General features: G+C 57.3%; 23 protein-coding genes. 14 read left to right on the top strand and 9 right to left on the bottom strand.

Annotation, left to right across the window (positions count from 1 at the left end):
- Positions 1-55: 55 nt before the first annotated feature.
- The gene (locus FAES_RS21140) at positions 56-862 is read right to left on the bottom strand and encodes an SDR family oxidoreductase (RefSeq protein ID WP_015333222.1); all 807 of its coding nucleotides are present in this window, start codon (positions 860-862) and stop codon (positions 56-58) included.
- A 123-nt stretch (positions 863-985) separates the two neighbouring features.
- Here FAES_RS21140 and FAES_RS21135 point away from each other — a divergent pair, with 123 nt between their 5' ends.
- The 4 genes from FAES_RS21135 (at position 986) to FAES_RS21120 (ending at position 4,757) form a co-directional block, all read left to right on the top strand.
- A complete protein-coding gene (locus FAES_RS21135) occupies positions 986-1,183 on the top strand; it encodes a hypothetical protein (protein ID WP_015333221.1) in 198 nt (65 codons plus the stop codon).
- 23 nt (positions 1,184-1,206) lie between these two features.
- Positions 1,207-2,889, top strand: a complete 1,683-nt coding sequence (locus FAES_RS21130; protein ID WP_015333220.1) for a cryptochrome/deoxyribodipyrimidine photo-lyase family protein — start codon at positions 1,207-1,209, stop codon at positions 2,887-2,889.
- A 111-nt stretch (positions 2,890-3,000) separates the two neighbouring features.
- Positions 3,001-4,014 carry a bestrophin family protein gene (locus FAES_RS21125; RefSeq protein WP_015333219.1) on the top strand — a complete coding sequence of 338 codons (1,014 nt, stop codon included), beginning with the start codon at positions 3,001-3,003 and terminating at the stop codon, positions 4,012-4,014.
- A gap of 59 nt (positions 4,015-4,073) precedes the next feature.
- Positions 4,074-4,757, top strand: coding sequence for a hypothetical protein (locus tag FAES_RS21120; protein ID WP_015333218.1), 684 nt, complete (start codon positions 4,074-4,076; stop codon positions 4,755-4,757).
- A gap of 5 nt (positions 4,758-4,762) precedes the next feature.
- Here FAES_RS21120 and FAES_RS21115 read toward each other — a convergent pair whose 3' ends face one another.
- The gene (locus tag FAES_RS21115) at positions 4,763-5,164 is read right to left on the bottom strand and encodes a PPC domain-containing DNA-binding protein (protein ID WP_041258264.1); all 402 of its coding nucleotides are present in this window, start codon (positions 5,162-5,164) and stop codon (positions 4,763-4,765) included.
- 141 nt (positions 5,165-5,305) lie between these two features.
- On the opposite strand from FAES_RS21115, the gene FAES_RS21110 reads away from it, so the two are divergent.
- Complete coding sequence (locus tag FAES_RS21110) at positions 5,306-6,298, top strand: transglutaminase domain-containing protein (protein WP_015333216.1); 993 nt, start codon at positions 5,306-5,308, stop codon at positions 6,296-6,298.
- Between the two features lie 157 nt (positions 6,299-6,455).
- Here FAES_RS21110 and FAES_RS21105 read toward each other — a convergent pair whose 3' ends face one another.
- Positions 6,456-8,435, bottom strand: a complete 1,980-nt coding sequence (locus tag FAES_RS21105; RefSeq protein ID WP_015333215.1) for a hypothetical protein — start codon at positions 8,433-8,435, stop codon at positions 6,456-6,458.
- Positions 8,436-8,949: 514 nt separating this feature from the next.
- Between FAES_RS21105 and hisS the strand changes: the two genes are divergently transcribed.
- A complete protein-coding gene (hisS, locus tag FAES_RS21100; protein ID WP_148289426.1) occupies positions 8,950-10,320 on the top strand; it encodes a histidine--tRNA ligase in 1,371 nt (456 codons plus the stop codon).
- A 27-nt stretch (positions 10,321-10,347) separates the two neighbouring features.
- On the opposite strand, the gene FAES_RS21095 is transcribed toward hisS, so the two are convergent.
- The 5 genes from FAES_RS21095 to FAES_RS21075 all read right to left on the bottom strand — a co-directional run bounded on the left by FAES_RS21095 (position 10,348) and on the right by FAES_RS21075 (position 15,728).
- Positions 10,348-11,037 carry an SMUG2 DNA glycosylase family protein gene (locus FAES_RS21095; protein WP_015333213.1) on the bottom strand — a complete coding sequence of 230 codons (690 nt, stop codon included), beginning with the start codon at positions 11,035-11,037 and terminating at the stop codon, positions 10,348-10,350.
- Positions 11,034-11,561 (bottom strand): GNAT family N-acetyltransferase, encoded by a 528-nt coding sequence (locus tag FAES_RS21090; RefSeq protein WP_015333212.1) that lies wholly within the window; start codon positions 11,559-11,561, stop codon positions 11,034-11,036. The genes FAES_RS21095 and FAES_RS21090 overlap by 4 nt, the downstream gene beginning before the upstream one ends.
- An 11-nt stretch (positions 11,562-11,572) precedes the next feature.
- Positions 11,573-13,087, bottom strand: coding sequence for a helix-turn-helix domain-containing protein (locus FAES_RS21085; protein ID WP_041258263.1), 1,515 nt, complete (start codon positions 13,085-13,087; stop codon positions 11,573-11,575).
- Positions 13,088-13,256: 169 nt separating this feature from the next.
- Positions 13,257-14,459, bottom strand: coding sequence for an MFS transporter (locus FAES_RS21080; protein ID WP_015333210.1), 1,203 nt, complete (start codon positions 14,457-14,459; stop codon positions 13,257-13,259).
- Positions 14,460-14,471: 12 nt separating this feature from the next.
- Positions 14,472-15,728, bottom strand: coding sequence for a BaiN/RdsA family NAD(P)/FAD-dependent oxidoreductase (locus FAES_RS21075; protein WP_015333209.1), 1,257 nt, complete (start codon positions 15,726-15,728; stop codon positions 14,472-14,474).
- Between the two features lie 115 nt (positions 15,729-15,843).
- Here FAES_RS21075 and FAES_RS21070 point away from each other — a divergent pair, with 115 nt between their 5' ends.
- Entirely contained in the window at positions 15,844-16,911 is a 1,068-nt protein-coding gene (locus FAES_RS21070) for a DNA/RNA non-specific endonuclease (RefSeq protein ID WP_015333208.1), read from the top strand.
- 58 nt (positions 16,912-16,969) lie between these two features.
- On the opposite strand, the gene wrbA is transcribed toward FAES_RS21070, so the two are convergent.
- Positions 16,970-17,566: an NAD(P)H:quinone oxidoreductase gene (gene wrbA / locus FAES_RS21065; RefSeq protein WP_015333207.1), complete on the bottom strand. Its 597-nt coding sequence runs from the start codon at positions 17,564-17,566 to the stop codon at positions 16,970-16,972.
- Between the two features lie 276 nt (positions 17,567-17,842).
- On the opposite strand from wrbA, the gene FAES_RS21060 reads away from it, so the two are divergent.
- From FAES_RS21060 to FAES_RS21030, 7 genes are all read left to right on the top strand, one after another.
- The gene (locus tag FAES_RS21060; RefSeq protein ID WP_229364514.1) at positions 17,843-18,814 is read left to right on the top strand and encodes a hypothetical protein; all 972 of its coding nucleotides are present in this window, start codon (positions 17,843-17,845) and stop codon (positions 18,812-18,814) included.
- A 157-nt stretch (positions 18,815-18,971) separates the two neighbouring features.
- A complete protein-coding gene (locus FAES_RS21055; RefSeq protein ID WP_015333205.1) occupies positions 18,972-19,631 on the top strand; it encodes a phosphatase PAP2-related protein in 660 nt (219 codons plus the stop codon).
- Positions 19,632-19,788: 157 nt separating this feature from the next.
- The gene (locus FAES_RS21050) at positions 19,789-21,711 is read left to right on the top strand and encodes a tetratricopeptide repeat-containing sensor histidine kinase (RefSeq protein ID WP_015333204.1); all 1,923 of its coding nucleotides are present in this window, start codon (positions 19,789-19,791) and stop codon (positions 21,709-21,711) included.
- A gap of 93 nt (positions 21,712-21,804) precedes the next feature.
- Positions 21,805-24,201, top strand: a complete 2,397-nt coding sequence (locus tag FAES_RS21045; RefSeq protein ID WP_015333203.1) for a TonB-dependent receptor — start codon at positions 21,805-21,807, stop codon at positions 24,199-24,201.
- A gap of 14 nt (positions 24,202-24,215) precedes the next feature.
- Positions 24,216-25,310, top strand: coding sequence for a DUF4249 domain-containing protein (locus FAES_RS21040; RefSeq protein WP_041258260.1), 1,095 nt, complete (start codon positions 24,216-24,218; stop codon positions 25,308-25,310).
- Between the two features lie 100 nt (positions 25,311-25,410).
- On the top strand, positions 25,411-26,400 hold the full coding sequence (locus FAES_RS21035; RefSeq protein WP_015333201.1) for a glycosyltransferase family 9 protein: 990 nt from the start codon (positions 25,411-25,413) through the stop codon (positions 26,398-26,400).
- Between the two features lie 136 nt (positions 26,401-26,536).
- Positions 26,537-26,947, top strand: coding sequence for a response regulator (locus tag FAES_RS21030; RefSeq protein WP_015333200.1), 411 nt, complete (start codon positions 26,537-26,539; stop codon positions 26,945-26,947).
- The last annotated feature ends 17 nt before the right edge of the window (positions 26,948-26,964 follow it).

Genomic DNA, 26,964 nt, shown 5'->3' with positions numbered 1-26,964 from the left:
CCGCCCGTTTGACTGGTAGCCCGCTCTTAAATCGACCCAAACTGGCGTGCGTCGATCAGCCGCCCGTGGCGAAGCCTTCGAAGACGGTCATGCCGCCGTCGATGAAAATGCTGGCGCCGGTGATGTAATCGGAGGCATCGGATGCCAGAAAAACGGCCAGATTACCAATGTCTTCGGGCTGCCCAATGCGGTTATACGGAATCAGCGTCATGAGCGAGTTCAGGGCCTGCGGCGTGCTCCAAGCCGCCGTGTTGATGGGCGTCTGAATGGCACCGGGGCAAATGCTGTTGATCCGGATCTGCCGGTCGCCGTATTCCTGGGCCAGCGACTGCATCAGCATTTTGATGGCTCCTTTCGAGGCGGCGTAATTGACGTGGCCCGCCCAGGGAATCAGCTCGTGTACCGAACTCATGCAGATGATTTTCCCGGCGGCCTTCGATACCTCGGGGCGGGGACCACGCCGTAAAAACTCGCGGATGGCCTCGCGGGCGCACAAAAACTGCCCCGTCAGGTTCACGTCGATCACCGTCTGCCACTGTTGCAGCGTCATCTCGTCGAATTTAGCGTCGCGCTGCAACCCGGCGTTATTGACCAGAATGTCGACGGTGCCGAAGTGCGCCACGGCCTGCTGAAACATGGCCTGCACCTGATCTTCCTTGGATACATCGGCCTGAATGGCCAGCGCGTCGACTCCGTAGCCTTTGATGGTGGCCACGATGGCGTCGGCGTCTTCGGGTTTTGAAACGTAGTTCACGATAACGTTGGCGCCTGCCTGCCCCAGTGATTGGGCTACACCCGCGCCAATGCCCGAATTGGCGCCCGTTACCAGCGCCGTCTGACCGGCCAATTGCTTCTCTGCCATAGCACGTAGAATGGTTTACGCTGTAATTACTCGCTGGAGGGCCGTTTGGTTAGCAGATGTGTATGATTTAATAGCCCGTTAACCTTTTCGGGCGGGCCGAGTTTAAGTTGAAAAGGTAAGGTTATGATCGAGCGAGAAGAAAGCGGGCAGGCCCCCGACAAGCAGGTGGGTGGCCCAGGTACGTACCTGAAAGGTGAAAACGAAGACACCGACGTCGATGCGTCGGAAGTCGAAGACGAGTCGGACGGCATGCCGGAACGGGATTTTCTGGGTAAGAGTAATCTAAGAAACCGCGACAAGGACTCGGAAGAGAACGCGTAGCGGGCTATCGGTCTGTTGGCTCCATGCCTGAGCAACCCGTCATCAATGTACTGTGGTTTAAACGCGACCTGCGCCTGCGCGACCACGCCCCCCTCCAGGCGGCTGTGGCCGCCGGGCGCCCGTTGCTGCTGCTCTATTGCGTCGAACCATCGGTGGTGGCTGATCCCAACTACGACCCGCGCCACTGGCGATTTGTGACGGAATGCCTCGCCGACCTGAACCGGCAGTTACCCCGCATCGACCGGGAAACGACGAGGCCGGTGGCCGAGCCACTGATCCACGAATGGCTCCCCTTTGAGTTCGATGATGAGCCAATCGCCACGCCCATTGACGAACCGGAAGGCGAACCCCGCGTTTGGCTCTTTCAACGTGAGGTGATCGACGTGCTGACGGCCTTGCAGCAACACGTAGCAATCGACACGATTTTTTCGCACGAGGAAACTGGCCTTCAGTTGACCTATGCGCGCGATAAAGCCGTGGCCCGGTTCTGCCGTGATCAGGGTATCAACTGGCTCGAGTTTCAGAGCAACGGGGTGATCCGCCGCCTGAAAAACCGGGATACGTGGGTCGCTGACTGGCAACGCACGATGCGGGCCGATCAACAGCACCCCGACCTAACCCGCTGGCACCCCGCCGACCTGCCCGCCCCCTGGTACGACGCCAACCGTGGCCCCGATCTGCCGCCCGACTGGCAACAGCCCAATCCGCTTTTTCAGCCCGGCGGCGAGCAAAATGCCCATCGCTACATGGACAGCTTCCTGGCCGACCGCATCACGCTCTACGCCCGGTCGATCTCCAAGCCCCTGGAAAGCCGCCGGGGGTGTAGTCGGCTATCGCCCTACATTGCCTGGGGGTGTCTGAGTATCCGGCAGGTGTTTCAGGCGCAGTTGGCCGCGGCGAGGCATCCGGTGGCGCCGGGGTTGGGGCGTCAGTTTACTGCGTTTGCGTCGCGGTTACGCTGGCATTGCCATTTCATCCAGAAATTCGAGACCGAAGACCGGATGGAGTTCGAAAATGTGAATCGGGCGTTCGATACGCTACAGAAGAACGACAATCCGGGGCACTACGCCGCCTGGCGCGACGGCCACACTGGCTACCCGCTGGTTGACGCCTGCATGCGCTGCCTGGCCGCCACGGGCTACATCAATTTCAGGATGCGGGCCATGCTCATGTCGTTTCTGAGCCATCATCTGCTGCAACACTGGAAGGAAGGCGCGCTCCACATGGCGCGGCTGTATACCGATTTTGAGCCGGGCATTCACTACGCGCAGATTCAGATGCAGTCGGGCATGACCGGCACCAACACTGTACGCATTTACAATCCGGTCAAACAGTCGCAGGAGCACGATCCGGAAGGCGTGTTTATCCGGCAATGGGTACCTGAACTGGCGAATTGTCCCGTCGCCTACATCCACGAGCCGTGGACGATGCCGCCTCTCGAGCAGGATATGGCCCATTTTCACGTTGGCCAGGATTATCCCGCCCCCATTGTCGACATTGTACAAACGGGCCGCGAAGCCCGCGTGACGCTGCATCAGCCCCGGCGCAGTGACGTAGGCAAGGCGGAAAAAGAACGTATTCTGGCAAAACACACTATCCGTCCACCCGACGTAGCCAGCCCCGCACCCCGGCCAAAGCGCACGAAGAAGGCAAGCGTGACAGCGCCGACACTAGGCAAAAACGAAGCCGTAGCCGGAGGGGCGTAGGTTGGCTGATAGCGACAGCCCATTACGGCGGATCTGGAGCTAACGGTGCCAGCAACAAAAGCAGCGTAACGCTCGAAACGTGCCTATATTGGTACGACAAGTCTCGTTGCTATGTATACTCGTAAGCGTGTTGCGCTCCGCCACATCTGGCCGTTTGCCTGGAAGTCTGTCTTGTTTTTTGTGCTCTACAGTGGCGCCATCGTCACCCTCTACGTTCAATTTCGCTGGCCTTTCCTGACGGTTCCCTTCATTCCTATTGCGACCATCGGCACGGCGGTCGCGTTTTATGTCGGGTTTAAAAACAACTCGGCCTACGACCGGCTCTGGGAAGGGCGGCGCGTATGGGGCAGCCTCACCAACGCCAGCCGCTCCTGGGCGATTATGGTGCTCGACTACATCACGGATTTGCAGGCTACCAACCCAGTCCCCGAAACTACCCTGCGCGACTACCAACGGCAACTCATCTACCGGCACCTAGCATTCTTGAATGCCTTGCGGATGCAACTGCGGAGCAAGGTCGTCTGGCAGGAACACCACGGCACCGAACTGCGACTGATCGAGCAGATCGAGGCGTTTCATCTGGGCCGGATGGATGAAGAGCTGTGCCGGTTTTTGCCAAAAGGCGAGTCGGCAACGTACCTGGACAAAGCCAACGTCGCCACGCAACTCATTCGCCAGCAATCGGCCCAGTTGCGGGAGTTGCGCGCGCAGGGCCTGCTGTCCGACATGTACCACAACGAACTGGAGCGGATGCTGATCGAACTATACAATCAGCAGGGAGCCGCCGAACGCATCAAATCGTTTCCGTTTCCGCGTCAGTATGCGTTTTTTAGCTACATCTTCGTCTGGCTGTTCATTCTGCTGTTACCCTTCGGTCTGATCACCGAAATGGCTAAAGTGGGCGGCTGGCACGTCTGGCTGACAATCCCGTTCTACACGCTGATTGCCTGGGTGTTCAATACGATGGAAGTGGTGGGCGATACGTCGGAAAATCCGTTCGAGAACTCGATCAACGACGTACCTATCTCGGCCATCTGCCGTAACATCGAAATCGACCTGCGCGAAATGCTGGGCGAAACCGAACTGCCGCCCAAACTACAGGCCGTTGATAATATTCTGATGTAGCCATTCGTGTGTCGATCGTATGCTTAGATTCGTGCACTAAACTTCTGTTCCTGCGCGCTATGTACCGAATGTTACTTGTTCTGAACTGCCTGCTCACCTACTGCCAGATTGCGCTCGCCCAACTACCAACGGGACAGTCGCTGCTACTTGGACCAGTTGTGGCTATTGATCAGGTAGCATATAGAGGTATAGGTGGCGGTAAAGGGGGCTTTGCCGCCGACGTACGCAGCGGGCCAGCCGTTGGGCTTATGGGCGTCTGCCAAGCCAATCGCCTGCAAATCAGTGCCAAAGCCATGTACGTTCGCCGATCGCTTCAGCAAGTGCCTTATCCTGGCCTGATCGACACCGGCTTTCCTAATATTTACAATGATGTGGTTCGCACAAACACCGATCTGTCGGTGTTGTCGATGCCTGTTGGTGTAGCGTATAGGATACTCCCCAACGGCCGGTTTCACTGGTATCTGGGAGGGAGCCTTGCTATTGAGACTTTACTGAAGCGGGGTAACAAACAGTACTTCGACCGCCAGGGAAACCAGTTGCCCATACTGCCTGAAGCAAGCATAGGCCCCAACATCAGCGCTGGATTTGGGCTGCAATCGACGTTTCAGTATGCCATTACGCCCTGGGTAGCCCTGCAACTCGAACCTGCCATTTGCTATTACCCCTACGGGCTGCTGCTTTCATCCGCCATGGTTCAGGCCCAGGGTACAGCAGCCGTTTTGATTCGCCTAGACGGCCAGTAAACAGATTACTTGCTTTTCTTCTTCACCACCAGTTCCCGGTAGCCAAATGTTGGATCGGGTTCACGAACGTACCTAACGCCGGGCAGAATACCCAGCACGATCTCGGCGGTGGTGTAAATGATATTACCTGCCATCAGATGCCCGCCGGTGGTGCGGCCCGTCGAATCGGACACGGCTAGGTGCAGGTGGCTTCCGTTGGTCGACAACGTACCCACGAGCGACACAATCTCGAAATGGCCGTGATAGGCCGTAGCCCCTTCCTGATTCGCCAACCGCAACGACACGTCGGTTAGGCTACCCACGCAGGTTAGCACCAACCCCGCCTCGATCCGGTGCTGCGCCACCAGCTTATCGAGTTCGGTTTTCAGATCCTGACCGGGCCGCAGCCTGATGGAAAGTGTCGTCATGGAAGAGGTCATGGGCGTAGCGAGCTTAGGGGTTGATTGTGCCTGCAAATGGGGCGAATTTATTGTGTTCAGCAGGCAAAAAAAGGTAAACAATAAAAGACGTGACATAGCGGTTAATGGGTTGTGTGATTGACTTGTTTTATGCGAAAGTACACCCTACCCGCCATGCTGGCAGCGCTGCTTTTGACCGGGAGCAGCGCCTATACGCCTTCTCGCCCAACTACAGGTACGTATGCGGTGGGAATGGCGCCCAGTGAGTACGAAGTTATCGATACATATGCCCGGCGCACGCCCGAAGCCAACGCCCGAAGCCTGAAAACGTTGAGCGCTTACCTGACGGCCCCCGCCCGTACTGATTTTGCCAAAGTGCGGTCGGTCTACGCCTGGATTATGTCGCATGTCAAGTACGACGATCGGGTATTTACCGGGTCGCTTTACTCGTCGGAACCCCAGTATGCCGCCAAGATCTTACAGACCCGGAAAGCCGTCTGTACAGGTTTCGCCCTGTTGTTTAAGCACCTGTTGGTTGAAGCGGGCGTCAAGGCGGTTACGGTAAAGGGCTACTCGCGTTACCTTGATTCGCAGGCCGGCGGGCCTACCGGGGGGATAGACCACGAGTGGAATGCCGTGGAGATCGACGGCGACTGGTATCTGTTCGACATCACCTGGGCGAGCACGACCGCCCTGAATGGTAAACCCAACGATTTCTATTTCCTTACCGATCCGCAGGCGTTCGTCTCGCAGCACCTGCCTATCGAGTCGCGTTGGCAACTCCTGTCTCGGCCCGTTAGTAAGTCCGATTTCGACCGGTTCCCCAAGTATTACGACGCTTATTTCCAGCTAGGTTTTACCCCGTACTTCCCGAAGCAAGGTGCCTTGCGGGCCTACGATGGCCTGACCCTGAACCTCACCAACGAAGAGAACGTCGAGTTTTACTGCGCCGTTGGGCCACGTGGCGGTACCAGTTATACCAAAGTGCCTCATTCAGTCAATCGCGATGGCGACAGCTATCAGATTCGGGTCCGGATTCCGCAGCGGGGCACCCAAACGCTGTATGTGTTTGCCAAACAGCGCGCCGCCCGCAACGAACGCTACAAACAGTATTCGGCCATCGCTTCCTTTACTGTCATCTAATAAGTAACGCCCGGCTCCAGCCGGGTAGTTTACTAGGTACGTATGCGTGCTGGCAATAGATTAAATCAGTTCTACCCGGCTGGAACCGGGCGCTACAGGAACAAGAAAAAGGCCCGGATCGTCTGATCCGGGCCTTTTTCTTGACTGCGCTTACCGATTACTTATCGCTGTCGGTGCTTTCGGTACCGAAGCTTACATCCCGGCGACCGCTGCGGCCACCCCGGCGCGGTTGCTTCGGAGCAGGCGGTGTCGTCAGTTTCTGATACTGCTGCGCGTTGAGCGGCTTCAGATCAGTGATCGAGTAGGTGTTGTCGCTGATGATCGTATTGAACTGACCAACTACGCGCTCAGGCTGACCGTTGCATGGCAGTTGCGTTACGCTGAACACAGCGCGGAAGTACTGCACTTGCGGACGTACCCGGCGGCCTTTGTAGCGGATAGCACGGCCACTTTCGATCGTTGATTTCTCCTGCTGCAGCTGACGAGCCAGTTCACCCGGCAGTTCGCGGAAGTCGAGGATCAGCGCAGTGCTGTCGAACTCGAACGGCTGCGAAGCCAGACGGCGGTTCAGCGTGCGGTAGCGCAGACGGGTTACCGTGTCACCTACCGACGTTACCTGACCGTTACAGTAGCAGACGTTAGCTACCTCACGAGTGTACGGGTTGCGGTAGTAAACTTCCAGGCGTTCCAGGCGGTGACGGAACTCGCACGGACCACCAACGGCTGCCAGCGGTGCGATCCGGCTGCCCAAGAAGGCAAAGCTCGTAGTCGCTACTTCGCTCATACATTCGCCGCACGGCGCTGTCTCGTGGTTGTGTACCGTTACGTAGTAGAAACCACGAACCGGCTTACCATTTTGCAGGTACTGCGACGGGAAGGCCAGCGTTGTGTCTTTCGTGTCAACGGCCTGTGCGATAACCTGATCACCCGTTGCTGAAGCGGCCGGATCGTCAGGACGGAAGTACAGACGAGCGGTGAACGTTTCGTTTTTCGGGTTGATCGTCGTGCTGCGCCAGCTGATGGTCGGCGCCGTTACGTTATCAGGAATGCTGTCGGCAACCAGCGTCAGCCCGTTAAGCGGTGCATTGCGGAACCGAACTGTCAACTGCGGAATCGAATCGCAAGTTGGGCAGAAGGTCGGTGCTTTCGGGATCAGGCGCTTCTGGATGAAGCTCTTACGCAGGCCCAGACCAGCTGTAAAGCCACCGTGCATGCGGCTAAATTCGTAGAAGCTGTTGGTCACGTTCTGCGAACCACCGTCGACGATCACGTAGTTAAGCCGGGTGTAGTAGCCTTGCGCCTGAACGCCCAGGTTCCAGTTGTTGCCAATCGGGAAGAAAACACCCAATGAGGCGTTGCTGCCCAGTTGAATCAGACGGTTGCTTGGTGCCACAACCCGAACTACCTGCTCACCCGTGATGGCTACGCCCGTCGGAACGGTTGCGCTCAGGAAAGCTGATTCGGTGCGGTACAGACCGCCGCGGATCGCCGCTTCCAGGAAAGCACCCGTGCGAACGGGGTTTTTCCGACGGCCAAACTCCCATGAAATGATGGGGCCGATCGTCAGGAAGAAGTCTTCCTGCGGTTTGTTCCGCAGCGCCACCCGATCCGTTGGGATGCCACGCGACGTCGCCAGATTCAGGAAATCGGTGCGCCATTCGTTGCGGGTGTAGAAGTTCTGGTAGCCAAGCGCAGCGCTCAGACCAAACTTGAACAGTCGCTCAGGCTTTGAAAAGAAATAGTCGGCGTTAAACGTAACGTTGACCCCGGTTCCATTATATAGCGAGTTATCGCGTTTGTTAGGACCGAAGGTAGCGTCAAACGAGCCGCAATAGGCGAAGGCAGGGCCGACAAAGGCACCTACACGCCAGGGCGAGAGACGGCGAACTAGTGCAAAGGTCTGCAAAGTCGTGTCGCAATCTTCTAGTTCCGTCAGGGTGCTATACTGGCTTTTGAAGGCGGCGCGCTGAACAGTGTCTGCGTAGCTTCCCCGGCCGAGGTTGAAGATGCGTTCACGTGGGGCATAACGATCAGTAGGCTGATTTCGGCGCAGGGTGTCGCCTTGTTGTGCATAGGTGAACGTCGTACCCGCATGTAGGAACGCAATGCCCGCCATGAGTCGGATAAGTCTGTGCATACGTACAGTTATTTTTGTTTCGTTGGCAAAATACAACTTCACTAACTTAAATCAAGAATTTGTTCACTGAAGAATTTAGGCAACGGTCCACCGTCTAAACAGTTTTTGGTCAATCAAAGAAGCCGTAATAATCTGGTACTGCGTTGGATAGGTATTCCTGGGGTGGTGGCTAAAAAAAGTTTACCCCTAATTCGAACAAATACCGCTTTTAAGCCACTACAGCCGCTTTTTAGACCGATCAGTTGCAAAGGCTGATGACACCGATTTACACGTTTGATTAACTCAAAATCCGGTCGAATGGCTTTTCATTTCACCTGTTTTTTTCAAAATGACGATTGTATTTGAAAAAGCTTCGTTCGGTGAATTCTTAATTTCAGGCCAAGGTACTCTAAAAAAGTTGTGTTTTTATTCTATATATATAATAGGGTATTTATTGTGAGAAAAGTCCATCATCTACAGAAAGGTGGTGGCGGGGAGAATAGACAAGGTTACGCCGATGCCCTACCTTTGCGGCATGAAACCATCCGTAGTTAAGGGGACGCGCGATTTTGGGCCGGCACAGATGCAGAAACGGCTTTTTATCTTCGACACCATCCGGCAAACATTCCGCCGGTTCGGTTTTCAACCCCTCGAAACCCCAAGCATGGAAACCCTCCAGACGCTTACCGGCAAATACGGTGACGAGGGTGACCAGCTTTTGTTCAAGATTCTCAACTCCGGCGACTTTGCCGATAAACTCACCGAGGCCGATCTGGCGCAAGGCAGCAAGAAACTGACGCCGAAAATTGCTGAGAAAGGCCTGCGCTATGACCTTACCGTCCCCTTCGCCCGCTACGTGGTCATGAACCGCCATGCGCTGCCCATGCCGTTCAAACGGTATCAGATGCAGCCTGTCTGGCGCGCCGACCGCCCTCAGAAGGGCCGTTACCGTGAGTTCTACCAGTGCGATGCCGACGTGGTGGGCACCGACTCGCTGCTGTGCGAAGCCGAAATTATACTAATGGTGCATGAGGTGTTTCGGAACCTCGGCATTCAGGATTTTACGCTCAAGGTAAACAATCGCAAGATTCTGGCGGGCATCGCCGAAGCCATTGGCCGCCCCGGCGAAGAAAGTACCCTGGCCGTAGCCATCGACAAGCTGGATAAGATCGGGCGGGACAAGGTGATCGACGAATTACGCGAGCGCGGCTTCACCAACGCCAACGTCAGCGCGTTGGAACCGTTGTTCACCAGTTCAGGTACGTTGGCCGAGGTGCTGGCTACGTTACGTACCTGGCTCGCCGACTCGGAACTGGCGCAGACGGGGCTGGCCGAACTGGCCGAAACGCTGCAACTCGCCGACGCACTTGGCCTGACCGATTCACGGGTCGAACTCGACGTGACGCTGGCCCGTGGCTTATCCTATTATACAGGGGCCATTTTCGAGGTGAAAGCCAACGGCGTCAGCATTGGTAGCGTCAGCGGTGGCGGGCGGTACGATAACCTGACCGGGACGTTCGGGATGCCGGGCCTGTCGGGCGTGGGCATTTCGTTTGGTGTCGACCGGATCTACGACGTGATGGACGAGTTGAACCTCTTCCCGGCTTCGGCGGCGCAGGGGACACAGGTGCTGCTGGTCTGTTTCGACGCCGACGGGCGTGCGCTGGCGTTACCGCTGCTGAGTCAGCTACGGGCTGCCAACGTGGTTGCCGAGTTGTATCCCGATCTGGCCAAAGTCAAAAAGCAACTCGACTACGCCAACCAGAAGCAGATTCCGTATGTGGTGCTGATCGGCTCCGAGGAAGTGCAGACCGGGCAGTTGTCAGTGAAGAACATGACCACGGGCGAACAGCAAAAGCTGTCAGCGCAGCAGGTCGTCGAGGCGATGTCGTCGGTAAAGGCATAAACGCCACGCCGGGAACGTACCTGGGTTTTACAGGTTGATGGCATCCGTCAGCACTTGCAGGTACGTGTCGACGTACTGCTCGATGGCTTTCGATTTATACTGTAAGATATAGCGCGGGTGATCGACTGATACGATGCGCTCGAAGAAGGCTTCCTGCTCATTGAGTTTGTGCAGGAAGCCTTCGTTTTTACGACCCAGGCAAATGGCAATGTGCCGGTCGCAGCCAAAGGTTTGTTGCTGATGGAGCCCCTCGATCATCACCGGCCAGAGGATGTTGGTTGTCGCTTTGTCGTCGTAAAAGTTGTAGTTCTTCCCGTCTTTGACGAGCGCCAACGGGTAAAGCGACGAGAGAAAGAACCGCCCGTAGAACGCCTCGACGCCCCCAAATGCCTCGATAACCTTGTAAATAAACCGGCTCGATAACTCCGGGGTAGGCGCCAGGTCATTGGGGATGCCGCAGTAGCGGGCCAGATTTTGCGGGGTTGTGAACGAAAGGCCCGTCACGCCCGCCCCAAACCGGCCCGGATTAATGCCGAGGATGTACACCCGGGGGCGGTTGTCGCTGTAAAACTTAGTATAAAATTGCCGCACAATGTCCTGCACAGTCGGGTCAGCGTAGGGGTTCATGGCCGACACGCCCGTGGGTAGGTTGTCCGGCACGTTTAGGCTGAGGTAGTAGGCAATAGCGCGTTGCGCAAAGCTGTCTGTTAGGCTCACCGCTCTATCCTATATTTAATAAGAGTCAGATCCTGCCCCAACCCGCCCGTACCGTCATACTGACTGATGATAGCCGCCCCCAGCGATTCCGGAATTTTCCGGCTGGCAATGTTGCGTGAATCGACGGGGTAGATCAGGTACTCGTAGGTCAGGTGGTCATCGGCCCAGCGTTTCAGCGTGTGGATGGCCTCGCGCCCGTAGCCGTGCATTTGCGCCGACTGCTTGACCCAAATGCCAAACTCGGGGCGTGGGTCAGCCAGTTTGTGCAGCCCCACGCAACCCAGAAATTCGCCTGTTTCGCGCAGGGTAATTACCATGTTGAGGTTACTGCCCTCGCGGTTTTCCTGCTGAGCCGCCGCTACGAAGGCTTCTGTATCAGCCCGCTGACTCGCCGGCCGCGGGTACATGTAGGTGGCAATTTCCGGCGTAAACTCCCGATAAATCAAGTCGATGTACGCGTCGCCGATCGGGCAAAGCCGCAGCCGCTCGGAGTCAAGAACAAGGGTATATAGGTCGGAGCGCATACCAGAAGCGGTTAAGATAAATGGCTAACGGAGGCTTTCATGGCTTCCGTCTGTCGTTTTTTCTGCAAAACCGTTGGCGGGGCAACCCGTTCGCGGCAGTCAAAAATACCACAGCGTTCGCAGGCTTCGTTAACCGTGCGCTCAGTGATACTCAACGGCGTTTTCTGCAGAAATTTCATCTTGCTCCGCAAGGTGTCGTTGACGGCAAAACACATCGACACGCTCATATTTTGCGCCGCGCTCCCATCGGTACGGTCAGTGCGGTGGGGGTGGGCTACCGAGATAATCAGGAAGGTGTTGCCCGTGTCGGCGTAGGTCGATAGCTGCGCCTGACAGAGTGAGCCCGTAAAGCCTTTGTGCATCTGCATGAACCCCAGCTCCTGCAAGATTGTGAGCGCCACCCAGCGGCGGCAGAAGTGCTCATCGACCATGCCGCGCGGCCCCTGTTGCCGCGAAAGGTGCATCTCTTTCGTGAGAGCAAAGGTGGTGTGGCCGGGGGTGTGGTTGAAGCGGTAAAAAAACAGTTGATCAATGCCAAAATCGCGCGGCAGCACGTTGCTGAGCCGGTAAAAAAACCGTTCGGGCGTAGCGCCAAACGACTCGATCAGGTGCAGAAACCGCTCGTTATTCCAGGTATCGTGGGCGAACAACTCGGTCAGACGCTCCACCAGCACGTCGCGGCGGATGAGCACGGCCCCGGCGAAATACGACGCCTTGTAATTGTTGAACACCTGCTCGAACGAATCGACTTCCACGTACGAATAGGTGTAGGGCCGGTTCTTGAGGTTCAGGTATTGGAAGCCTACTTCCCGCGCCATCACGTATTGCTGCTGCGCCGCCGACAACGTGGTGTTCAGGTGCAACGTACCCCGCGCCGAGGTGCCCGATTCGGGCCGGAAGACCGAACGCAACGAGCCCAATTCGGGCTGAACCGCCGGGTCGAACAGGGCGATGTTGACGTTGAACCGCGTCTTCAGCAGGTTGGTCAGCAAGCTCACCGATACGGCCTGATTGCCGGGTACGTATTCGTTCAGAAACCGCAGGGCCTCGGCTTCGATATCGTCAAAATGGTTGTCGTTGATCTCCTGGTAAGAGCGCAGCATGGTCATGTACAGCCGCTCCACACTCATGTTGTAGCTGAGCGCAATGTCCATAAACGTCCGGATCATGGCGCTTACCTTATCGGGCGCGCCCGCCAGCAATTCGAGCAGATCCGACGGATCGATGCCGAACAGTTCGAGGGGAATCTCGGTCAGGAATTTGGAGCGAAGCAGATCGGCAATCGGTGCTAGTTTCTTGCTGACTTTCAACGAAACCAGCGTGTCGTAGTCGACGTCGAGCGCCCCCGCCAAGCTCGAAATCTTATCCGCTTTGGGGTATTTACGCCCTTTCTCGATTTCGGAAATGTACGAGATCGCCAGCCCCGACCGTTGAGCCAGTTCACTCACAGAAATGCCTTTCTCAAGGCGCAGTTGACGAAGTTTCAGCCCGAAAAGCAGGCGGATATGATCGGAAGATAGCGACACGTGCGGGTGATTAAACGGCGATAAAGATACGCTCAATCGGGCTCTCTTCGTGATGCCTGCCCGGCCTACTTTCGCGGTAGGGGCCGCACTCTAATCCGTTGCTAATGTAGCAACGTCGAAAGAATCGTAACCGGTCAACCCGGCGCTTTGGGCGAATCGCCTTTTCCGCTTACTGCCGCTTCCGCCAGATAGCCCACGTACCCAGCAGCGGGCCCGGCAACAGCAGCCAGAACAACCAGACCGACGGGCCAACCTGCGCAACCAGCCAGGCCATGAGTTGAATGGATAGCACCGTCAGCAGAAAGCCGATACTGACTACCAGCGTGATGAGGCTGCCGCGTTGGTCGAGGGGGGTAAGGCTGGCCACCAGTGTCGAGAATTGAGGCGAATCGCCCGCGGCTGCCAGCCCCCAGATGAACAGAAACAGGGCGAATGACAGCGGCGGTAGATCGAGCAGAAATGGCACCAGCAACACGCATAGCCCAGATGTTATGAGTAACCCCCGCGCCACGCGCTCGCTACCCAGCCGCAACGCCACATAACCACCCAGCACGCACCCAACGGCCCCGGCAGCGATGGTCCCGAACGACCAGAGCGACGCGTTGATGAGCTGATCGGGATGGCGGGTCGCATACAGGTTAACCAGCATGGGCAGGAAGGCCCAGACGGTGTAGAGCTCCCACATATGCCCGAAATAACCCAGCATCGCCGGCCGAAACGCCGACGGCTGTGCCAGGGCCCGGAGGGAGTGGATACCAGGTGCGTTGTTTGGGGTTACGTTGGCGGTTAGTCCAACGGGTTTGGAGGGGATGGTAGCCAGCAGCAGTAGTCCACCCAGCAGCGCCAGCCCACTCACGGCCCCCGTAATGAGCGGGTAGGGCAGCAACGTACCCAGCCCGCGCAGCCAATGCGGAAAGGCCGTTCCCACCACTAGCGCCCCCACCAGAAAGCCCATGGCCCGCCCCAACACCGGCCTGAACCAGTCGGCGGCGATCTTCATACCAACGGGGTAGACGCCCGCCAGAAAAAAGCCCGTCAGGAACCGGCTGCCCAGCACGAATTCGGCCCGGAGCGGCCCGACCAGCCACGCCACGTTGACCAGCGCCGCCAAGGCCACGGACACCAGGAAGACATGGGTAGTGGGAAAACGGTCGGGAATGGCGAAAAGGGCATACAGCAACGTACCCAGCACAAAGCCGAGCTGAACCGCCGACGTGATCCAGCCGTTGAGCGCCGGTACGTTCAGCATACGCTGTAAATCGGGCAGGACCGCGTTGCCCGCAAACCAGAGCGACGTACCCGCAAACTGGGCGAACACAATAATGGCCAGATGCCCGTTGGAGAGGGTCAGGTGTGGGTTGGCAGGCTTCATGCTGACGGGCTGTTAACGCGCCAACTGCTGACCGGCAACGTACCCGGTGGTCCAGGCATTCTGGAAATTGAAGCCGCCCGTAATGCCGTCAACGTCAAGCACTTCCCCCGCAAAAAACAGGTTTGGGTGCGCCTGGCTTTCCAGCGTCTGCGGGTCGATGCTACCCAGCGAAATCCCACCGCAGGTTACGAATTCGTCTTTAAATGTGCTTTTTCCCGATACCTGAAATTGACTATTGCCCAGCCGCTCGATCAGCCGATTCTGCGTTTTGCCGGGCAGGTCGGCCCAGCGGGTGCCTTCGGTGACACCGGCGTCGGTGCAAAAAGCGTCCCAGAGGCGCGCCGGGAGGCCAAACGGATTCAGTGAGGTAACCTGCTTGCGGGCGTTGTCGTGCCGGAAGGCCTGAACCGTATCCCGTACCTGACCTTCGTTCAGATCGGGTAGCCAGTTGATGCGCAGCGTAAACTGATAGTCGCGCTCGGCCAGCTCCCGCGCCGCCCAGGCCGATAGTTTCAGCACGGCAGGGCCGCTGAACCCCCAGTGCGTGATCAGCAGCGGGCCACGCTGTTGCTGTTTGGTGCCTACCACCTGCACAGCGGCCATCGGCACCGATACCCCCGCCAGCGCCAGCAGCGGATTGTTGGGTGTGTTGAACGTAAACAGTGACGGCACCGGCGACATTAGCGGTTCGCGCTGCGTGGGCATCCAGCCATAGGAGGGCGCCTGCGGGTAGCCCCCCGTGGCCACCAGCACCCGATCGGCTCGGGCCACGTCTGGCCGGGCTACATCTGGCTGGGTACGTTGCCCCGTGAGCAGATGCAGCCCGAAAGTGCCGTCGGGCAGGGGTTCGAGGCGCTCGACGCCGCTGCTGGTAAGCACCCGGATGTTGAGGCGACGGGCCGTATCGAGGAGGCAGTTGATGATGGTTTCCGACGAATCGGTGGTGGGAAACATACGCCCGTCGGGCTCGGTTTTCAGGCGGACGCCCCGGCTTTCAAACCAGCGCACGGTAGCCGCCGCATCGAACTGCCCGAAGAGTGAGCGCAGCCACCGGTCGCCGCGGGGATAGTGGGTGGCGAGTTTTTTTGGGTCGAAACAGGCGTGCGTTACGTTGCATCGACCACCGCCGGAGATCCGCACTTTCTGGAGCACCGCCCGCCCTTTTTCGTAGATGGTAACCTCGGCGGTCGGGTTGGCTTCGGCGGCGGTAATGGCCCCGAAAAAACCAGCCGCTCCACCGCCAATAACAGCAATGCGCAACGTAGACATAAGACAAAGTTAGTGCAAAGTTTACAGTCTAACAGTTGCCGTTGGTTGACGCTGGTGTGAGCCGAGATGGTTCACCTCAACCTTTAGACATTAAACTTTAAGCTACCTTTACCCCATGTTCGTCCGACCCAAATTTCGCGCCTCAAAGCGCTACGTGCAGCGTGGTTTCCGGTTGCGTGGTAACACGCTGATTCTCTTGTTCGGCTTCTTCCTGCTTGGGCTCTTTCTTCACTACAAAGGGCGCACCGAGCCCGTAGTGGCCTTCTGGAACGACGTGCGCAGCTTGCTGGGCATTCGGCACGATCGTACCAATCGCCCATCGTCCGACAATCCGTATAAAGCCCCCGAACCCAACGAAGATGCCGCTACTGATGAGCAGACCAACGGCGGTGGTGACGAATCGGAAGCCTCAGATAAAACCGGGAACCGCCCGGAACGCAGTGCCGACCAGAGAACGTCGACCAGCCTTTTTACCTTCGAGAAAGAGGTCGATTTTTTGCTGCCCGTCGGGAAAGCCGGCGACGAACTGATCCGCCACGAAGGCTATACGCTTCGGTACGACGACGACCTGAAAAATCCAGTTTGGGTAGCCTATCCGCTGCTGGCCTACGAAATTACCGGCGATGCCGAGCGCGACAACGAACGCTTTATGCCCGACCCCGCCGTTGAGGGCGGCACGGCGCTGCCCACCGATTACACCCGCTCGGGCTACGATCGGGGGCATCAGGCCCCGGCGGGCGATTTCAAATTCTCCCAGCGGCTGATGCGCGAATCGTTTCTGATGAGCAACATTTCGCCGCAGGCGCCGCAGTTTAACCGGGGCGTCTGGAAACAACTGGAAGAGCAGGTACGTAGCTGGGCCTACCGCGATGGGGGCCTCTATGTGGTGACTGGCCCCGTGCTGAAAGCGGGCCTTCCCACCATCGGGAAAACTAACGCAGTAGCCGTGCCCGAGTACTTTTATAAGGTGATTCTGTACTGCCACAACCCCGACATCCGCATGATCGGGTTCCTGCTCAAAAATGAACCGTCTGATGAGCCTCTGTCGTCGTTCGTGGTTTCCGTCGACCAAATCGAACAGGCAACGGGCCTGGATTTCTTTCCGAAAATCCCCGACGATCTTGAACGCCGCCTCGAAAGCCGACGTGGCCGCGACGTGGTCGATAAGTGGTTTTTTCGCTAAAAAAAGGGCGTCGCAAGCGGTTGCCTGCGACGCCTTCCGAACTACTAATCACCAAATATTAGCTCTTGAATTTATCGGCGGTTTCGGCCACCCGTTTGCCCTGGAAGCGGGCCGATGCCAGCGCCGTCTCGTCAGGCGAAACGGTACCGTTCTGGCTGGTAAATGAGGTGCCGTAGGGGTTACCCGCCTGGAACTGAATGGGATCGGCGTAGCCCGGCCCGACGATGATCGAACCCCAATGGTAAAACGTGTTGCAGAGCGCCAGAATCGTCGATTCGTGCCCACCGTGTGCAGTAGCCGCGCTGGTAAACGCCGAGGCAATCTTGTTAATCAGTTTGCCTTGACCCCACAGCGGTCCGGTGGTGTCGATAAACTGCTTCAACTGCGCCGCGGGCAGGCCGTAGCGCGTCGGCGCACCGAGCACGATGGCGTCGGCCCATTCCAGATCGGCCAGGGTCGCTTCTGGTACGTCCTGCGTTTCGAGGCGGTGCTTGGTCCAGCCTTCGTTTGAGGCAATTGCCTCGTCGGGAGCCAGCTCACGCACCTTCAGGAGGCGGGTCTCGGCACCGGCCTGTTTGGCTCCTTCTTCAACGGCTTTCGCCAGTTCGTAAGTCGTGCCCGTGGCACTGTAGTAGATAATCGCAACCTTAGCCATAACGCGTTTTGAATGAGGTAGACAATTTGGTTTTCGCTAATTAAATGTATCGACATGTAATTTTGTTCAAGATTAGCCGAAGAAACCGCGAAATCAGAGGGAACGGTCAGGGTGGGGTGGGAGTGGCGCAATTATTTTTTCAAAAAAGAATGACCAATCGACAGCACGCTCGATATATCGGCTAGGTAATTGTTGCCAAAACCCTGTACATTGCATCAAACGGATGTCCCTGAAAAAATAGCTATGAAATTAACAGCTACTCTTCTCCTTTTCGGCGTGCTACCCACAACAGTTGCGCTGGCGCAGAGCCAGATCGTTGTGCCAGATAATACCCCCGTGGCCATCAGTGCCGACAATGGCACTAACAACCTGTTTGTCGGGCAGAGCACCACGTTGTCCAACGGCTCAACCGCCAATACCTTTCTGGGTGCTCAGGCTGGTCAAGGCAACACCTCGGGGTCGCGCAATACGTTTCTGGGCCTGAAAGCGGGTTTTCCCAACACTACCGGATCAAACAACACGTTTGTCGGCTTCGAGTCGGGTAAAAACAACACCGACGGAAGCGATAACGTCTTTATGGGTTATAACGCCGGACAAGGCCTGCAACGGGGCCGCGGTAACACGGGCATTGGTTCGGGCGTGGGCGCGTTCGACGGCGAGCAGAACACCTACCTCGGCTACAACACGTCGGGTGGTGGGAAAGGCCTGAGCAACGCTACGGCCATCGGGGCCAACGCCCGGGTGCTCAGCAGCAACGCGCTCATTCTGGGCAACAACGTGAACGTGGGGATCGGTAACTCGGCTCCGCAGAGCCTGCTCGAACTGACGGCCCGTGCCGACAACCAGAGTGGTCTGCGCTTCACGAACCTGACGGCCAATTCGCCCGCGCAAAAAGACGTGGCGCAGGGGTTCCTGACGGTATCCGACAAAGGCGATGTGGTACTGGCCAACAAGCTGACTACGAATCAGTTGGTTGTGCGCACGAACGCCGCCAGCGACTGGGCCGACTACGTTTTCAAACCAGGTTATGCGCTGCAACCCCTCACCGACGTGGAGCGGTACATCCAGCAGAACGGTCACCTGCCGGGCCTGCCAGCCGCCGCCGACATGAGCGCGCAGGGGATGGAGCTAACCAAACTGCTGACGACCCTCGTCCAGAAAAACGAAGAACTGACGCTGCACCTGATCAAGCAACAGAAGCAGATCAAAGCGCTGCAGCAGCAACTGAAGCACAAGGCTCGTCGCTAATCAAAGGAACGAATACTGGTTTAGAACGCCCGGAGGCCAACGCCTTCGGGCGTTTTTGTGTTAGAGGCTACAGAGAGCAAAGCGATGGCCAACCCAGCGGCCCGCTAGCAGGCGACAACCCGCCGACTGGCAACTTCCCGTATCTTTGCGGCCCGATATGAGTGAGACCCTGAAAAAGACCCTGGTCGAGGAGACCGAATCGCCCCGTTGGCGCGACGCCTGGCAACATCGCCGTTTTCGCTGGCTGGCCATTGGAGGCCTGTTGATCTGTGCTTTTCTGCTGTCGATTTGGCCCTGGTATCTGGCTCGCATCGAGGCCCGGCAAGGGGTTGTGCTCAACGACGTAGTGCTTCGGATGATCCCCGCTCGTGACGTATCGTTGCTCGTTTTTATCAGCCTGTGGGGGGCGGCGCTGCTGCTGATCTACCGGGTGCAACGCCACCCGATGATCTACCTGAATTTTATCTGGAGCTACGCCCTGCTGTTTATCACCCGCATCATCAGCATTGGCCTAACGCCCCTCGAACCGCCCGTGGGCCTGATCGAACTGCGCGACCCGCTGAGCAACTATTTCTACGGGGCCAAATTCATCACCAAAGACCTGTTCTTTTCGGGGCATACAGCCAGTATTTGCCTTATGGCGTTCTGCCTCGTACGGCCGCTCGACCGGTGGCTTGTCTTTGTGGGTACGTTTATTGTGGGGTGTGGCGTGCTTATTCAGCGGGTGCACTATACGGCCGATGTGGTGGCCGCGCCGTTTTTTGCCTACGCCACCTACTGGCTCGCCCAACGCATTACGCGCAACGCACTCCGCTAGCCTGCTTCATCGGTAATATGCCTAGTTAAGCTAATAGGTCCGGCGTATTTCATACGTATAAGTATGTGTTAATCACGGTTTTATTAACCGGTGGTTAACTTGTTTTGGTATGAGTGTAAGTTGAGTAGTATCTAGTGATCGAAATTGTCGATGGATTATGAAGATACGCTACTGGCTTCTTATGCTTGGCTTGTTGGGCAGTAGCCCGCTGGCAACCGCTCAGGCGTCGCGCACACTCGATTCACTGCTGACGTACCTGAGAATGCACCCTGCTACGGACACCACCTACCTGAAGGTGATGGATAAAGTGGCGATCGAACTGATCTATAAAAAAGCCGACTACGCGCGGGCCGATTCGCTCAGCCGTCAGATGGCGGAGGTCGCCAGCAAAGCGGGCAATTGGACTAAACTGGTGGCGGCGCATCGGAACCGCGCCGCGATCAACCTGTTAAAGGCTGATTACGAACAGGCCATGGTCTTTTTCCAGAAAACGCTGGAAACCGCCGAGCAACACAACCTCCCGCGCCAACTAATCTACGGGGCCATGTGCAACCTCATCATCGGCCACGATAAGCTTCAGCACAACGAAGAGGTTATTCAACTGGCCACGCGGGCAATCGAGTACCAGGAACGGTATCAGCTGAAACCCCGCTCTCCGCTGCCGCCCCGGCTGATCGGCGAGGCGTTGGTTCGATTGGGTCGGCAGCAACAGGCCATTCCGTACTATCAGCAGGCCGGGGCTATCTTCCGGGAACTGGGCGACGAGCGCGGCACGGCCATCTTCGAGAACCAGACCGGCGATTTCTACCTCGAACTGAAACAGCCGCAGCCCGCCCTGGCTCACTTCAGGCAATCATTGCAACTGGCCGAACGGCTTCAGTTTGAGTTGCTTCAGGCCGATGCGCTCGACGGCGTGGCCAACGCGTTGCGGTTACTGAAACGCCCCGCCGAAGCCATGCCCTATGCGCATCGGGCGCTGGCGATCGCCCAGAAACAAGACAATAAGCTGGGTACCAGTACGTCGTATGGGACGATGGGTCAATTGTATCAGGCCCAGCTGGACTACCCCAATGCCGAAACGTACCTGAAAAAAGCGATCGCGCTGGCCGAAAAGAATGGCTACAAAGACGATCTGAAACGCTACACGCAGGCACTGGCCGATTTGTTTGCCGAGCAGAACAAGTACCAGCAGGCGTATGTGGTGCAGCTGAAAAACAACAAACTGACCGACTCGACAACCGCCGTGCGGACCAACGCCGAAGTGCAGCGCCTGCTGGCTAAATACGAAGCCGACAAGCGCGAAACGCAGATTCGGCTGTTGCAGAATGAGCGGCAACTCCAACAACAGGAAGCCGATCGGACCCGTTGGCAGCGAAACGCCCTGCTGGCGGGTGGTGCGCTGCTGGTGTTGCTGGGCGCCGCTACCACCGCCTGGCTCCTCAACCGTGCCCGGGTACGTCGGTTACAGGAGGCGCAGCAGATTCGCAAACAGATTGCCCATGACCTGCACGACGAGGTCGGCAGCACCCTCAGCAGCATCTCACTGCTCAGCGGTATGGTCAATGACCTCATCGCGCAGAAACGCCCCGAATCGGCGGAACGGGCCATCCAGAAAATCAACACCGACGCCCGGCAGATTCTCGAGGCCATCGATGAGATTATCTGGACAATCAACCCCGGCAATGACTCGCTGCAACGCGTGGCGCTACGCCTGAAAGAATACGCGCAACCCCTGATGGAGTCGAAAAACATTGCCTTTTCGCTGGTGGATGATCCCGGTCTGGACCACCTGCCAATTTCGATGGACGTGCGCCGGAACTTATACCTAGTGGCTAAAGAGGCCATCAACAACCTGATCAAATATTCGGAGGCTACGCAGGCGACGATGCGGTTTGAGCACCAGAATAACCAGCTCAAAGTCGTGATCGAAGACAACGGACGCGGCTTCGACGTCAACCAGGCTAGCCTGCGCACCGGTCAGCAAAGCATGCGCGACCGGGCCTCGGCCATGGGCGGGTCTCTTACCGTGCAGTCAGCGGTGGGGAGCGGCACCAAACTGGAGCTAGTCGTCGGCCAGTAGATTTAATGGCCTTCTTTTTCTGCAATTCCATCAGTCTATAGTGAAATGCGCTAGTTTGAAGGCTTTTCCTGCTATACGCCTGAACCTAACCGCATGAGTCGTCTTTTTACGTTTTTGCTGTTGTCTTTTTGGGCAGCAGCGCTACTTGCTCAAGGGCAATCGAAGCCCGTTTATTCGCTCACCGGGTACGTTCGACAGGCAGGTACCAACGCGCCCGTATCGGGGGCTACCATTTTTGTTCAGAGCAATCGGGTAGGCACGACCTCCGGCAAAGATGGCTACTTCATTCTCCCGCTCGAAGCCGGGACGTACCCCGTCAGGATATCGCACGTGGGGTTTGTGGCGCAAACGCTGACCATTACGCTCGACAAGCTGACTATGCTGACCATCGAGCTGGCCGACGATACGAAGTACCTGGAAGAAGTGGTAGTGCAAACCGAAGCGCCCGACAAAAACGTGCGAAAGGTGGAGCTTGGGGTCACGCAGTTGAGTATTAAGAACATAAAGCGGATTCCGGCCTTCATGGGCGAGGTCGACGTGGTCAGGAGTTTGCTGCTGCTACCGGGCGTGACGACGGTGGGGGAGGGTGCCACGGGCATCAACGTGCGCGGGGGGAGTGTCGACCAGAACTTAGTGCTGCTCGACGACGCGCCCCTGTTCAACACCAGCCACCTGCTGGGCTTTTTCTCGGTTTTCAACCCCGACATCGTACGCGACCTGACGCTGCACCGCGGCGGCATTGCCCCGGCCTTTGGCGGTCGGGCGTCGGCTGTGCTTGACATTAAAGTGAAAGAGCCCGAAACCGAGCGGTGGTCGGCCTACGGGGGCATCGGGCTGGTGTCGAGTCGGGCGGGGTTTGAAGGGCCCATTGTCAAGAAAAAGCTGACGGTGCTGGCTGCTACCCGGCTATCGTTCAACGATTTCTTGTTTTCGCTCGGCCCCGACAACCTCAAAGGAACCCGCGCTAATTTCTACGATATCACCACCAAGCTGAAGTGGCAGCCCTCAGAGAAACACACCCTCACCAGCACCGGTTATTTCTGTCGCGACATCTTCAAACTGCCCGGCGACTCGCTCTCGGGGCAGGAGATCAACGCGTCGTCGACCCAGTTCGACTACCGGAGCATAGCCGGAACGGTGCGCTGGAATTTCTTCATCAACAGCCGCATCAACCTCAATACGACCGCTGTCTGGAGCCAGTACCGCACCGAAACATCGACGGCCGATTCGGCCAATCAGTTTAGCCTGGTGGCCGAGGTGCTGCACAAACAGATCAAGAGCGACCTGTCGGTGACGATCAACGACCGGCATTCGGCGCAGGCAGGGGTAAGCGCCATCGACTACTACATTCAGCCCAACCGCCTCACGCCCGGCCCCTTTTCCAACGTGCTGCCCTTTGCGCTGCCCACCGAGCGCGCCTACGAGCTGGCCGCTTATGTGCAGGACGAGTGGAAAATCTCGGAAGCCACGTCGGTGGTTGGTGGGCTACGGTACTCCATGCTGTTAAATGCGGGCCCCGCTCAGGTACGTACCTACGGCTCGGAATTGCCCCGTTTGCCCGGCACAGCCCTCAGCACGACCACTGCCGACGCCGGGTCGATTTATCATACCAACGGTGGGCTGGAGCCCCGCCTGGCCGTCCGGATGACGGTGGGCGAAGGGCGCTCCATCAAGGCCGGCTACAACCGGATGCGGCAGTACATTCAACTGATCTCGAACACCACGGCGGCGCTGCCTTCTTCGCGCTGGGTGCTGAGCAACGCCAACATCAAGCCGCAGATTGCCGATCAGTGGTCGGTGGGATACTTCATGAACGGCAAGCAGAACGAATACGAAGCCTCGGCCGAAGTGTATTACAAAACCCTGACCAATGCCATTGATTACCGCGACGGGGCCAATCTGCAACGGAACGCAACGCCTGAAACCGACGTGCTGCAAGGAAAGGGGCACGCCTACGGGCTGGAATTGCTGGCGAAGAAAAACAAAGGGGCCTGGACGGGCTGGGTCAGCTATACCTACGCCCGCACGCTGCTGACCATCGATAGCCGCTTTGCCGACGAACGCGTCAACAATGGGCAGGCCTACCCCGCCAATTTCGACAAACCCCACACGCTGAACGCCACCACCACCTACCGGCCCAGCCTGCGGTTCAGTCTGTCACTCAACTTTACGTACAGCACCGGCCGCCCCATTACGCAGCCTTACGCCCGCGCCCGGCTCAACAACACCATTGTGCCGATCTACGTCAATCGGAATCAGGAGCGTATCCCCGACTACCACCGGCTCGATTTCTCGATGCTGTTTGAGCAGGACCCCGCCAAGAAACGGAAGGTGCAGCAAAGCTGGAATTTCTCGATTTACAACGTGTACGCCCACAAAAACGCGTATTCGGTCTTTTACCGCTTCGATCCACGCCAGGACAGCGACGCCTTCAAACTATCTATTTTCGGCACGGCGTTTCCGTCGCTCACCTACAACGTCCGCTTTTAACGACGCCCTGACTCATGCTAGCCTTCCGACTAAAACAGGCCTTACGCCCCCTTGCTCACCTGCTGCTTTATGGGTTGCTGATGTCGTGCGTGACGCCCTACCAGCCCGAAACCAAATCGTTGCCCAACCGGTCGCTGATCGTCGATGGCTACATCACCGATCAGTTGGGGCCGCATCAGGTCACGCTTACCTACACGGCCGATTACACCAATACGGCGGTCAATTTCATCGTGTCTGGCGCCACCGTTTACGTTACCGACGATCAGGGTAACCGGCAATCGTTCAGCGACCTGGGACGGGGCGTGTATCGTACCCCGGCGACGTTCAAAGGGCAACCGGGACGTACCTACAAACTCACGGTGATCCTGCCCGATGGCCGCCGCTATGAGTCGCAGCCTGAAACGATTCGCCCCGTTCCGGCTATCGACAACATCTACGCGACCTATACTCAGAAGAGCGTTGGCAATACCGCCACCTTCGACAAAGGCTTTGATGTGTATCTGGACACAACGGATCCGGCGACGACCGGAGACTATTACCGCTGGGTCTGGACGCACTATGAGTTTCTGGATTTCTGTGAGGTTCGTTCCCGGTTTGTCGGTAGTACCGCGGTCGAGAATAGCTACAGCTGCTGCCAGAAGTGCTGGGACATTATCCGGTGCACGGGCGCCAACTGCAACAACGCCATCTCCGACGAAGCCATCAACGGGAAAGCCATTAGCGGGCAGTTTATCATGCGGGCGCCCTTTTCGTCGCTGACGAGCTATTACCTGGAAATCGAACAACTGTCGATTTCGCGGGATGCCTACATCTATTACAAATCGATCGAAAACCTGACGCAGAACAACGGTGGTATTTTCGACGCGGCGCCGTCCAGTCTGCGGGGTAATATGGTTTCCGTGTCAGACCCGGGCGAAACCGTGTTTGGGTACTTTAGCGCGTCAGGGGCGCAGAAAGTGCCCTATCGGGTTGACCGGACAAAAGGAGAGGGTACGCCCAATCTGATTATCCAGCCGCCACTTCCACCCAGCCCACCGCCGCCACCCTGCGCCGAATGCGTAGAAAGCGACTACCGGACCCGCATCCAGCCCCGTTGGTGGGATTTGTGAGAGTGGGAATTTTTAGTTTAGAGTTTGGGAGTTTTCAGTTTGGCGTTGGCTGGTGCAAGCCTAAACTGAAAACTCTCAAACTCTAAACTACTTTTGCGGCATGGCCACCAAGTTTCTCATTCTTCGGTTCTCGTCGATTGGCGACATTGTCCTCACCACCCCTGTTGTTCGTTGTCTGAAACAGCAGGTGCCGGGTGCCGAAGTGCATTTTGCTACCAAGCGCGCCTTTGCTACCCTGCTCGAAAACAACCCGTACGTCGATAAAGCTCATTACTACGATGGGTCGCTGCCAACACTGGTGCGTGCGTTGCGGGCCGAGCGGTTCGATTACGTCATCGACCTGCACAACAACCTGCGCACCCGACTGATCAAGCTGCAACTGGGCGTCAAGGCCTATTCATTCGAGAAACTGAACTGGGAAAAGTGGCTGCTGGTCCGGTTTAAACGAAACACCCTGCCCGACCTGCACATCGTTGATCGGTACATGGCGACCACAAAGACTTTTGGCGTAACCAACGACGGGGCCGGGCTCGACTATTTTATCCCGTATAAAGATCAGGTCGAGCGCGAGTGGTTACCGACGCGGCATCAGGCTGGGTACGTTGCCTACGCCATTGGGGGGCAGCACGCTACGAAAAAATTACCCGTCGGCCGGATGATCGAACTGTGCCGGAAGATTAACCGCCCGATGGTGCTGCTGGGCGGTCGGGACGATCAGGCCGCGGGCGATGCCATTGCCGCCGCATTGGGTGCCGACGTCATCTACAACGCCTGCGGGCGCTACAACCTCAATCAGTCGGCCTCGTTGCTGCAACAGGCTCAGGTTGTGTTCAGCCACGATACCGGGCTAATGCACATGGCGGCGGCCCTCAAAAAGAAAGTCTATTCGATCTGGGGCAACACCGTTCCTGCTTTTGGCATGTATCCCTACCAAACACCGTATGCCGTGTTGGAAACGCCCGGCCTCGCCTGCAGGCCCTGCTCCAAAATTGGCTACGACAAATGTCCGTTGGGGCACTTTCGCTGCATGAATGAGATTTCATTCGATTTAGCGATTGAGGAGCTGGCCGGTCCAAAGCCCCACCGGTGACCGTGCGATAAATTAGGTGTTGCAACGGGCCGTTACACTTGGTTTTTGAAGGGAGCAAGGAAGAGCAATCGGTGAATTAAAGTTAAAAAGCGTATCTTTACTAGCTGAATACTTAGTAAAAATCAGTTAAGTAAATATGGCAGACGATACGCGGTCAATCTGGCTGGTTGATGACGACGAAGACGACCTGCACCTCATTCAGGCAGCTTTTTTCCGGGCTGCACCAGATTTGGCGATCAAAGCCCTGCAGGACGGCGATGAAGTGCTGGCCCAACTGCTGTCGTCGCCCGAACTGCCCAGCCTGATCATGCTCGACCTGAACATGACCCGGACGGGTGGGTTTCAGGTGCTGGAAGCCGTGCGGTCTGATGAACGCTACCGGCAGTTGCCCATCGTGGTGTTGACAACGTCGACCAATCCGGCCGATCAGAGCCGGTCTAAGAGCCTGGGGGCCAGTGATTTTTATTCGAAACCAGACCACTTTGACGCCCTGACGCAACTTTGCAAACAGTTGGTCCGTCATTGGTTGAGCAAACAGGTCGACTAACGTACCCGCCTTTCCGA

Origin of the sequence: Fibrella aestuarina BUZ 2, from assembly GCF_000331105.1 — a bacterium.
Taxonomy (GTDB): Bacteria; Bacteroidota; Bacteroidia; order Cytophagales; family Spirosomataceae; genus Fibrella; species Fibrella aestuarina.
This window is presented reverse-complemented; position numbering and strand designations above follow the sequence as displayed.

Excerpts from the sequence above, each read along its gene's own strand:
- FAES_RS21140 (WP_015333222.1), bottom strand. The coding sequence starts at position 862 with ATGGCAGAGAAGCAATTGGCCGGTCAGACGGCGCTGGTAACGGGCGCC.
- FAES_RS21135 (WP_015333221.1), top strand. The coding sequence starts at position 986 with ATGATCGAGCGAGAAGAAAGCGGGCAGGCCCCCGACAAGCAGGTGGGT.
- FAES_RS21130 (WP_015333220.1), top strand. The coding sequence starts at position 1,207 with ATGCCTGAGCAACCCGTCATCAATGTACTGTGGTTTAAACGCGACCTG.
- FAES_RS21125 (WP_015333219.1), top strand. The coding sequence starts at position 3,001 with ATGTATACTCGTAAGCGTGTTGCGCTCCGCCACATCTGGCCGTTTGCC.
- FAES_RS21120 (WP_015333218.1), top strand. The coding sequence starts at position 4,074 with ATGTACCGAATGTTACTTGTTCTGAACTGCCTGCTCACCTACTGCCAG.
- FAES_RS21115 (WP_041258264.1), bottom strand. The coding sequence starts at position 5,164 with ATGACGACACTTTCCATCAGGCTGCGGCCCGGTCAGGATCTGAAAACC.
- FAES_RS21110 (WP_015333216.1), top strand. The coding sequence starts at position 5,306 with ATGCGAAAGTACACCCTACCCGCCATGCTGGCAGCGCTGCTTTTGACC.
- FAES_RS21105 (WP_015333215.1), bottom strand. The coding sequence starts at position 8,435 with ATGCACAGACTTATCCGACTCATGGCGGGCATTGCGTTCCTACATGCG.
- hisS (WP_148289426.1), top strand. The coding sequence starts at position 8,950 with ATGAAACCATCCGTAGTTAAGGGGACGCGCGATTTTGGGCCGGCACAG.
- FAES_RS21090 (WP_015333212.1), bottom strand. The coding sequence starts at position 11,561 with ATGCGCTCCGACCTATATACCCTTGTTCTTGACTCCGAGCGGCTGCGG.
- FAES_RS21080 (WP_015333210.1), bottom strand. The coding sequence starts at position 14,459 with ATGAAGCCTGCCAACCCACACCTGACCCTCTCCAACGGGCATCTGGCC.
- FAES_RS21075 (WP_015333209.1), bottom strand. The coding sequence starts at position 15,728 with ATGTCTACGTTGCGCATTGCTGTTATTGGCGGTGGAGCGGCTGGTTTT.
- FAES_RS21070 (WP_015333208.1), top strand. The coding sequence starts at position 15,844 with ATGTTCGTCCGACCCAAATTTCGCGCCTCAAAGCGCTACGTGCAGCGT.
- wrbA (WP_015333207.1), bottom strand. The coding sequence starts at position 17,566 with ATGGCTAAGGTTGCGATTATCTACTACAGTGCCACGGGCACGACTTAC.
- FAES_RS21055 (WP_015333205.1), top strand. The coding sequence starts at position 18,972 with ATGAGTGAGACCCTGAAAAAGACCCTGGTCGAGGAGACCGAATCGCCC.
- FAES_RS21050 (WP_015333204.1), top strand. The coding sequence starts at position 19,789 with ATGAAGATACGCTACTGGCTTCTTATGCTTGGCTTGTTGGGCAGTAGC.
- FAES_RS21045 (WP_015333203.1), top strand. The coding sequence starts at position 21,805 with ATGAGTCGTCTTTTTACGTTTTTGCTGTTGTCTTTTTGGGCAGCAGCG.
- FAES_RS21040 (WP_041258260.1), top strand. The coding sequence starts at position 24,216 with ATGCTAGCCTTCCGACTAAAACAGGCCTTACGCCCCCTTGCTCACCTG.
- FAES_RS21035 (WP_015333201.1), top strand. The coding sequence starts at position 25,411 with ATGGCCACCAAGTTTCTCATTCTTCGGTTCTCGTCGATTGGCGACATT.
- FAES_RS21030 (WP_015333200.1), top strand. The coding sequence starts at position 26,537 with ATGGCAGACGATACGCGGTCAATCTGGCTGGTTGATGACGACGAAGAC.